Origin of the sequence: Streptomyces adustus (assembly GCF_009377175.1) — a bacterium.
Lineage (GTDB): Bacteria > Actinomycetota > Actinomycetes > Streptomycetales > Streptomycetaceae > Streptomyces > Streptomyces adustus.
The window spans coordinates 1-8,373 of record NZ_VJZD01000335.1 but is presented as its reverse complement, the minus strand read 5'-3'; the positions used below and the strand labels follow the sequence as shown (position 1 = coordinate 8,373).

Below are 8,373 nucleotides of genomic sequence, written 5' to 3'. Positions count from 1 at the left end.
ATCCCTCCCCCTCCGTCCCCTCCATGCGCTCCGGACCGGCGAGCCTCTCGACGACACGGGCTCCGCAACTCCCGTGACCGGCCCGTTCCTCCATCAGTTCCCCACCTGTTCCGGACCGCACCACGAGACCTGAGAGAATGATGAGCATGGCCTCTGACCGACCCCGCGTGCTCTCCGGAATCCAGCCCACCGCAGGCTCGTTCCACCTCGGCAACTACCTCGGCGCCGTCCGCCAGTGGGTGGCCCTCCAGGAGTCCCACGACGCGTTCTACATGGTCGTCGACCTGCACGCGATCACGGTCCCGCAGGACCCCGCGGAGCTGCGCGCGAACACCCGCCTGGCGGCCGCGCAACTCCTCGCGGCCGGCCTCGACCCGGAGCGCTGCACGCTCTTTGTGCAGAGTCACGTCCCCGAGCACGCCCAGCTCGCCTGGATCATGAACTGCCTCACCGGCTTCGGCGAGGCCTCCCGGATGACCCAGTTCAAGGACAAGTCCGCCAAGCAGGGCGCCGACCGGGCGTCCGTCGGCCTGTTCACGTACCCGATCCTCCAGGTCGCCGACATCCTGCTCTACCAGGCCCACGAGGTCCCGGTCGGCGAGGACCAGCGCCAGCACATCGAGCTGACCCGCGACCTCGCCGAGCGCTTCAACGGCCGCTTCGGCGAGACCTTCACCATCCCGAAGCCGTACATCCTCCGGGAGACGGCGAAGATCTACGACCTCCAGGACCCGTCGATCAAGATGAGCAAGTCGGCGTCCACGCCGAAGGGCCTCATCAACCTTCTCGACGACCCGAAGGCGACGGCGAAGAAGGTCAAGAGCGCGGTCACCGACACGGACACCGTGATCCGCTACGACGCCGAGAACAAGCCGGGCGTCAGCAACCTCCTCACCATCTACTCCACCCTCACCGGCAGGTCGATCGCCGAGCTGGAACAGGAGTACGAGGGCAAGATGTACGGCGCGCTCAAGACGGACCTCGCCGAGGTCATGGTCGAGTTCGTCACGCCGTTCCGGGAGCGCACCCAGCAGTACCTGGAGGACCCGGAGACGCTCGACTCGGTCCTGGCCAAGGGTGCGGAGAAGGCGCGCGCGGTCGCCGCGGAGACCCTTTCCCAGACGTACGACAGGGTCGGCTTCCTGCCCGCCAAGCACTGAGGCGCACCACCGCACACACGCACGATCGAGCGGAGCGCTGCACATCACTACGGCTGCGCCTGCCCAGATCGTGGTCGTGCCCGTACAGTCGAAGCCGGACGGCTGAGAACAAACCCGGCACACCACCGGCACGTGCCGAGCACATCCGACACGACGACAGGAGATGACGTGGGGACCGTAACGATCGGAGTGTCGATCGCGGTCCCGGAGCCTCACGGCAGCGCCCTCCAGCAGCTGCGCGCGGGCTTCGGCGACGCCGCGGCCCACGCCATCCCCACGCACATCACCCTGCTGCCCCCGACCGAGATCGACGGCGCGCTGGTCCCCGCGGTCGAGGCGTACCTCGTCGAGGTCGCGGGCATCGGCCGGGCCTTCCCGCTGCGGCTGTCCGGCACGGGCACCTTCCGGCCCCTGTCGCCGGTGGTGTACATGCGGGTCGTGGCGGGCGCCGAGTCCTGCGCATGGCTCCAGCAGCAGATCCGCGCCGCCTCGGGGCCGGTGGCCCGGGAGCTCCAGTTCCCGTACCACCCCCACGTCACGGTCGCGCACGGCATCGACGACGCCGCCATGGACCGCGCCTTCGACGAGCTCGCCGACTACGAGGCCGACTGGCTGTGCACCGGCTTCGCCCTGTACGAGCAGGGTCCCGACGGGGTGTGGCGCAAACTGCGGGAGTTCCCCTTCGGCGGCTCGATGGTGCCGTCGCAGAGCCCGCCCGCGGAACAGCACACCCACGTGGAACAGGGAACCCTCCCGGCCCGCTGAGGCGCCCGCCAGGGCCTGTCCGGCGGATCCTGCCGCAACGCCCACGTCGCCGGGCGCGTCGACCCCGGCACGCACCCCCTTTCCCCGTCGATGGGACAACCGTCGGCGTGGCGCCGGTCACGATCCCGTGCTCACGGGGTACGAGGACATCGGTGTTCCTTCACGAGGACCTCGGGCACGGGCACGGCGACAGCGAAAAGGGGCAGGTCGGATCATGGACTGGCTGAAGAAGCTCCCCGGGATCGGGCCGGCGGTCACGCGCCTGATGGCCACGCACGCCTGGCGCTCGTACGAACGTCTGGACCGGGTGAAGTGGACCAGACTGGCCGCCGCGATGACCTTCATCAGCTTCATCGCGCTCTTCCCGCTGCTGACGGTGGGCGCCGCGATCGCCGCCGCCACCCTCAGCCCCGCACGGCAGAAGGCCATCGAGGGCAAGATCGCCGAGCAGGTCCCCGGCATCTCCGACCAGCTTGACCTCGACGCTCTGATCCAGAACGCCGGCACCGTCGGTCTGATCGCCGCCGCCCTGCTGCTGGTCACCGGCATCGGCTGGGTCGGCCAGATGCGCGACTGTCTGCGCGCGGTCTGGGAGCTGCCCGACAGCGAGGAGAACCCCCTCCTGCGCAAGGTCAAGGACGCCGGTGTCCTCGTCGGTCTCGGCGGCGCCCTGATGATCACGCTCGGCACGTCCACCCTCGCCTCGTCCGCCGTCGGCTGGGGCGCCCGCAGCCTCGGGCTCGACGAGCACGGCTGGGGCAACGTCCTGCTGCGGGTTGCCGCGTTCGCCGTCTCCGCGCTCGCCGACTTCCTGCTGCTGCTCTATCTCCTCACCCTGCTGCCGGGTGTCGAGCCGCGGCGCCGTCGGCTCCTGGTGGCCGCGCTGCTCGGCGCGGTCGGCTTCGAGCTGCTGAAGCTGCTGCTGAGCGGCTATATGCAGGGCGTGGCCACCAAGAGCATGTACGGCGCCTTCGGGGTGCCCGTCGCCCTGCTGCTGTGGATCAACTTCACCGCGAAGCTGCTGCTGTTCTGCGCCGCCTGGACGGCGACGCACAGCGCGGCCGCCGAGGCCGGCGGCGAGGTCAGCGGCGGCGGCGCATCAGATCCGGCAGCGGCCAGCGGCGGTTGACCAGGAACGCGCCGGCCGCCAGGAGCACCAGCAGTCCGCCGCTGATCGCGAACGCGATCCCCATCCCGCTGGAGCCGCCGGACGACGCGGCCGCCGACTTCGCGGATCCCGCGCCGGGTCCGGTGCCGTCGTTCGCCCCGGGGGCGGAGGCCGTGGCGTCCGGCTGGGCGATGGACTGGGCGGAGCCCTTCGGCGCCACCAGCTCGCCCACCGGCCGTACCTTGCCGGCCGCCGCGAAGCCCCAGTCCAGCAGCTTCGCCGCCTCCTTGTAGACCTCGTTGTGCTCGTCCTTGCCCGGGTGCATGACCGTGACGAGCAGCACCCGGCCACCTCGCTCGGCGACACCGGTGAAGGTGGCGCCCGCGTTGGTGGTGTTGCCGTTCTTGACGCCCGCGATGCCCTGGTAGACCGAGAGATCGCTGTCGCCGCTGAGCAGCCGGTTGGTGTTCTCGATCTCGAAGGTCTCGCGGACCGTCTTGCCCTTGTCGTTCTTCGACGTCTTGCCGGGGAACTTGGCCCGCACGGTCGAGCAGTACTCGCGGAAGTCCTTCTTCTGAAGCCCCGAGCGGGCGAACAGGGTGAGGTCGTAGGCGGAGGACACCTGCCCCGCGGCGTCGTAGCCGTCCGGCGTCACCACATGCGTGTCGAGCGCCTGGAGTTCCTCGGCGTGCCCGTTCATGTCCGCGACGGTCCTGTCCACGCCCTGGTTCATCGCCGACAGCACGTGCACCGCGTCGTTCCCGGAGCGCAGGAAGACACCGAGCCACAGATCGCGGACCGTGTAGGTCTCCTCCTCCTTTATCCCCACCATGCTGGAGCCGGACCCGATGCCCGCCAGGTCGGCGGTGGTGACCTTGTGCTTCTCGCCGCTGGGGAACTTCGGCAGCAGGGTGTCGGCGAACAGCATCTTCAGCGTGCTCGCCGGGGGCAGCCGCCAGTGCGCGTTGGCCGCGGCGAGCACCTCGCCGGACTCGGCGTCGGCGACGATCCAGGAGCGCGCGGTCAGGTCCTTCGGCAGTACGGGGGCACCGGCGCCCAGATCGACCTGCGCGCCCGCCCGGCCGAGCCGCTCACCGCCCACGCGCGACATGTTCGCCGGGGGAGTGGGCGTCGGGCTCGCGGACGGGCTCGTGGACGGGCTCGTCGACGGACTCGGGGTCGCGAAGGAGGCGGGCGCGGTCAGCGCGAGGGACAAAGCGGTCGCGGAAGCGACCAGCAGGGATCGCCTGACGGTCGTATGAGGTGCGGGCACGATCGAGAACGTACATGCCACACCCCGTGAAGTCCCAGCAGCCACCCCACCCCGGTCACGGAACCGGACACCGGGCGGCGATACTGAACGCATGAAGCTCAGCCGCCGGGTCTCCTGGTTCCTGCTCGCCTTCGGGGTGTGGAGTCTGGTCATCTGGGTCACTTTCGTAAAGAACCTGGTCAAGGACGTCAGCGGGCTCGCGTTCGACGACGGGCATCCCACCGCGTACTTCTGGGTGCATCTGGCGCTCGCCGTCGCCTCCTTCACATGGGGGACGGCCATCGGGCTCATCGGGTTGCGCGGACTGCGCGCACTGCGCCGCACGCCATAACGGACACAGGGGATACGGCATCGTGGTCATCGTCTTCGCGCTGCTCGCCCTGACGGTTCTGGGCGTGCTGGTGGCGGTCAACCGCTACCTGTGGCAACGGCTGTTCCGCGACACGACCCGTGGACCGGGTCGCGCGCGCCGCGCGGGCGCCCTCGTCATCGCGGGCGGCTGGGCGCTGGCGGTCGGCGCCCTCGTCGCCGAGCGCGCCGGGGCCCCCTTCTGGCTCCAGCGGACGCTGGCCTGGCCGGGCTTCCTGTGGCTGGCCCTGTCGATCTACCTGCTGCTCGCGCTGCTGGCCGGCGAGGCCGTACGTCCCCTGCTGCGCCGCTTCCTCGACCGGCGGGCGGACGCCGCCGTGGCCGTACCACGCCGCGAGACCGTACCGGCGTCCGCGCCACAGGCCGACACCGAGCAGGCCGACACCGGGCAGGCCGGCACACAGCAGGCCGGACTCCCGGATTCCGCGGCTCCCGCTTCCGCCGACATCGCGGTCTCCGCCGCCCCCGTGGGATCCCCCGGGTCAGACGAGCCGTCCGCCGGGCCCTCCCGTCGTCTCTTCGTCTCCCGTGTCGTGGGCGGCGCCGCGGCCGCGGCGGCCGTCGGCACGGTCGGCTACGGCACCTACGACGTCCTGCGCGGCCCACGGGTCAAGCGGGTCACCGTCCCGCTGGCCAAACTCCCGCGCGCCGCCCACGGTTACCGGATCGCGGTCGTCAGCGACATCCACCTCGGCCCGATCCTCGGCCGAGGTTTCGCCCGGACGGTCGTCGACACGATCAACTCGACCCAGCCCGACCTGATCGCGGTCGTCGGCGACCTGGTCGACGGCAGCGTCAAGGACCTGGGCCCGGCCGCGGCACCCCTCGCGCAACTGAGGGCACGGCACGGGTCGTTCTTCGTCACCGGCAACCACGAGTACTTCTCCGGCGCCGCGCAGTGGGTGGCGGAGGTCCGCCGCCTGGGCCTGCACCCTCTGGAGAACGCCCGTACCGAGATGCCGTACTTCGACCTCGCCGGCGTCAACGACCTGCGCGGCGAGAGCGAGGGCCAAGGGCCCGACTTCGCCAAGGCGCTCGACGACCGCGACCCGGCACGCGCGTGCGTGCTCATGGCCCACCAGCCGGTCCAGATCCATCAGGCGGTCGAGTACGGGGTCGACCTCCAGCTCTCCGGCCACACCCACGGCGGTCAGCTGTGGCCCGGCAACTTCATCGCGGCGGAGGCCAATCCGACGGTGGCGGGCCTGGAGCGCTACGGCGACACCCAGCTGTACGTCTCCCGGGGCGCGGGCGCCTGGGGGCCGCCGACTCGGGTGGGCGCGCCTTCGGACATCACCGTGATCGAATTGGCGTCGAAGCAAGCTTGATCGAATCAAGCCTGACACGGATCAAGTCCGGCACGAATCAAGCCTGACATGGATCGAGAATGATCGGATCGAGAATGATCCGAATTCGGTCCGGAACGCTTTGCCGCAGCGGATTTCCGGCTTCCACCAGCGTCTTGCGAGAAGCCTGTGGAACCCGTCGTGAATAACCGCCTCCATGTTCTTTCTCCGGTCACCGGAATCTCACCTGAATTCCCTTTCCCCACCGGAATCACCTGTGGTTGGGTGACGGCGCCGCCAGGGTTTGCTCGGCAGGCCCCGAGAGGAGCGGCATTGCGCTGGGGCGCCTGGGGAGGGCACCGTGCGATCCGTTCGCGGGAGAGTTCTGGCGACGCTGCTCGTGCTGGCGGCGGTCGCGGCCGGCGGTTGGCAGTTGCTGCCGTCGAACAGCGGCAACGACCGGCCCATCACGGTCGGCACGACGGACGACGTCACGTCGCTCGACCCGGCCGGCGCCTACGACGCCGGATCCTGGGCGTTGTACAGCAATGTCTTCCAGTCGCTGCTCACCTTCGAGCCGGGCGGCAGCGAACCCGTGCCGGACGCGGCCGAGAGCTGTTCCTTCTCGGACGGCGGCTTACACACCTATTCGTGCACGTTACGCAAGGGCGTCACCTTCGCCGACGGTCGCGCGATGACCGCGGCGGACGTGAAGTTCTCCTTCGACCGGATCAAGAAGATCAATTCACCGGTCGGGCCGGCCTCCTTGTTCTCCACCCTCGCCTCGGTGGACGCCCAGGGCTCGACCGTCACCTTCCATCTGTCGGCATCCGACGCGACTTTCCCGTTCAAGGTGGCCACCGGAGCGGGCTCGATCGTCGACAGCGCGCGCTATCCGGCGGACGCCCTGCGCACCGGCTCCGACGTCGACGGCAGCGGACCGTACACCCTGTCGTCGTACACGAAGGGCCGGACGGCGGTCCTGGCGCCCAACGAGCGGTACCGGGGCGCCCTGGGCATCGGGCGGCCCGTCGAACTGCGCTACTACAAGAACGCCGGGGCGCTGGAGAGCGCCTGGAACGCCCATCGGGTCGAGGTCGCAGGACGGCAGCTGCCGCCCCGGTTCCTCGCCGGTCTCTCGGCGAGCGACCCCGACCGGCGGGTCTTCGAGGCGGACGGCTCGGATACCCGCAACCTCTACCTCGACACCCGCGCGGGCTCCCCGCTGCACGATCCCCGCGTCCGGCGCGCCCTGGCCTGGCTGGTCGACCGGGACCGGCTCGCCGCGACCGTGTACGCGGGCACCGTCGAGTCGCTGTACTCGCTGATCCCGGCCGGTATCACCGGCCACAGCACCTCGTTCTTCGACGCCTACCCCGGCCCGGATCCGACCCGGGCGGGGCGGCTGCTGGCCGCGGCCGGGGTGAGCACCCCGATCCGCCTCACCTACGGTTACGCCCGCGGCAGCGGTGCCGCCGCCGAGGAGGCCGCGGAGCTCAAGCGCCAGCTGGAGACCGGCGGCCTGTTCCGGGTGACGGTCAAGGGGTACGAGTGGACCGACTTCCAGAAGCGGTGGGCCGCCGGCCGGCTCGACGCGTACGCCGTCGGCTGGGTCGCCGACTACCCCGACCCGGACACCTTCGCCGCCCCGCTCGTCGGCACCGGCAGCACCATGAACACCGGCTACCGCAACAGCCACGTCGACGCACTCATCCTCGCCACCCGGCAGACCGCCGACCGCAGCCGGGTCAGCGACGACTTCCGGGCGCTCCAGGCGGACGTCGCGGCCGACGTACCGCTGATCCCGTTGTGGCAGCGCAAGGAGTACGTCGTCAGCACCGAGGACGTCGGCGGCGGCCAGTACCTCTCGGACGGAAACGGCATGTTCCGGCTCTGGCGGCTGACCTGGATCTGACCATCGCGCCCGGCCCGGACCCATGGACCCTGCTTGGACCGGGGCTCCGGCGGGCAGTCACCCCACGCGGCACTCTGTGGCGAAGCTGTGCGCGGGACGGGGAGCAGACGTGATGAGACGCAACTCCTTCCGGCTGCCCCGGCATCCGGCGTCCGTCGGACTCGCCCGGCGCCGGGTGCGCGACCACCTGTCCGACTGGGGGCACTCGCCCGGCGAGCCGGCACTCGACGACGCGGTCCTGCTGGTGTCCGAGCTCGCGACCAATGTCGTACGCCACGGGCCGTTGCAGGAGCGGGAGTTCGAGGTGGCGGTGACCGCGCTCGCCGACGGCTCCTGTCTCATCGAGGTGTCCGACGAGGGCCGGGTGCAGCCTCGGCTGCGGGTGGTCGGGGAGTACGCGGAGGCCGGTCGGGGCCTGCACCTCGTGGAGCGGGTCGCCGCCGCCTGGGGGGTGTGGGGCCGGGGCCGGCACGGCAAGACGGTGTGGGCGCTGGTCC

8 protein-coding genes are annotated in these 8,373 nt (G+C 70.7%); 7 read left to right on the top strand and 1 reads right to left on the bottom strand.

All coding sequences use genetic code 11. The features are described 5' to 3' along the window. Positions 1 to 146: 146 nt before the first annotated feature. From trpS to FNH09_RS42285, 3 genes are all read left to right on the top strand, one after another. A complete protein-coding gene (gene trpS / locus FNH09_RS42295; RefSeq protein WP_152895172.1) occupies positions 147 to 1,160 on the top strand; it encodes a tryptophan--tRNA ligase in 1,014 nt (337 codons plus the stop codon). 168 nt (positions 1,161 to 1,328) lie between these two features. Beyond that, positions 1,329 to 1,925 carry a 2'-5' RNA ligase family protein gene (locus tag FNH09_RS42290; RefSeq protein WP_162469922.1) on the top strand — a complete coding sequence of 199 codons (597 nt, stop codon included), beginning with the start codon at positions 1,329 to 1,331 and terminating at the stop codon, positions 1,923 to 1,925. A gap of 214 nt (positions 1,926 to 2,139) precedes the next feature. Further along, positions 2,140 to 3,054, top strand: a complete 915-nt coding sequence (locus FNH09_RS42285) for a YihY/virulence factor BrkB family protein (protein WP_152895170.1) — start codon at positions 2,140 to 2,142, stop codon at positions 3,052 to 3,054. Here FNH09_RS42285 and FNH09_RS42280 read toward each other — a convergent pair. Beyond that, complete coding sequence (locus tag FNH09_RS42280; RefSeq protein WP_338017849.1) at positions 3,008 to 4,306, bottom strand: D-alanyl-D-alanine carboxypeptidase family protein; 1,299 nt, start codon at positions 4,304 to 4,306, stop codon at positions 3,008 to 3,010. The two genes, FNH09_RS42285 and FNH09_RS42280, sit on opposite strands and share 47 nt — an antisense overlap. 91 nt (positions 4,307 to 4,397) lie before the next feature. Here FNH09_RS42280 and FNH09_RS49265 point away from each other — a divergent pair, with 91 nt between their 5' ends. The 4 genes from FNH09_RS49265 to FNH09_RS42265 all read left to right on the top strand — a co-directional run. After that, positions 4,398 to 4,637 carry an SCO4848 family membrane protein gene (locus FNH09_RS49265; protein WP_238427428.1) on the top strand — a complete coding sequence of 80 codons (240 nt, stop codon included), beginning with the start codon at positions 4,398 to 4,400 and terminating at the stop codon, positions 4,635 to 4,637. 22 nt (positions 4,638 to 4,659) lie between these two features. Next, the gene (locus FNH09_RS42275) at positions 4,660 to 6,003 is read left to right on the top strand and encodes a metallophosphoesterase (RefSeq protein WP_162469921.1); all 1,344 of its coding nucleotides are present in this window, start codon (positions 4,660 to 4,662) and stop codon (positions 6,001 to 6,003) included. 319 nt (positions 6,004 to 6,322) lie between these two features. Further along, complete coding sequence (locus tag FNH09_RS42270; RefSeq protein WP_162469920.1) at positions 6,323 to 7,876, top strand: ABC transporter substrate-binding protein; 1,554 nt, start codon at positions 6,323 to 6,325, stop codon at positions 7,874 to 7,876. Between the two features lie 109 nt (positions 7,877 to 7,985). Beyond that, a partial coding sequence (locus FNH09_RS42265) for an ATP-binding protein (RefSeq protein ID WP_162469919.1) occupies positions 7,986 to 8,373 on the top strand: 388 nt, incomplete at its 3' end.

What these genes read in the sequence shown, in the direction of transcription:
- trpS (WP_152895172.1), top strand. Translation starts at nt 147, where the DNA reads ATGGCCTCTGACCGACCCCGCGTGCTCTCCGGAATCCAGCCCACCGCA.
- FNH09_RS42285 (WP_152895170.1), top strand. Translation starts at nt 2,140, where the DNA reads ATGGACTGGCTGAAGAAGCTCCCCGGGATCGGGCCGGCGGTCACGCGC.
- FNH09_RS49265 (WP_238427428.1), top strand. Translation starts at nt 4,398, where the DNA reads ATGAAGCTCAGCCGCCGGGTCTCCTGGTTCCTGCTCGCCTTCGGGGTG.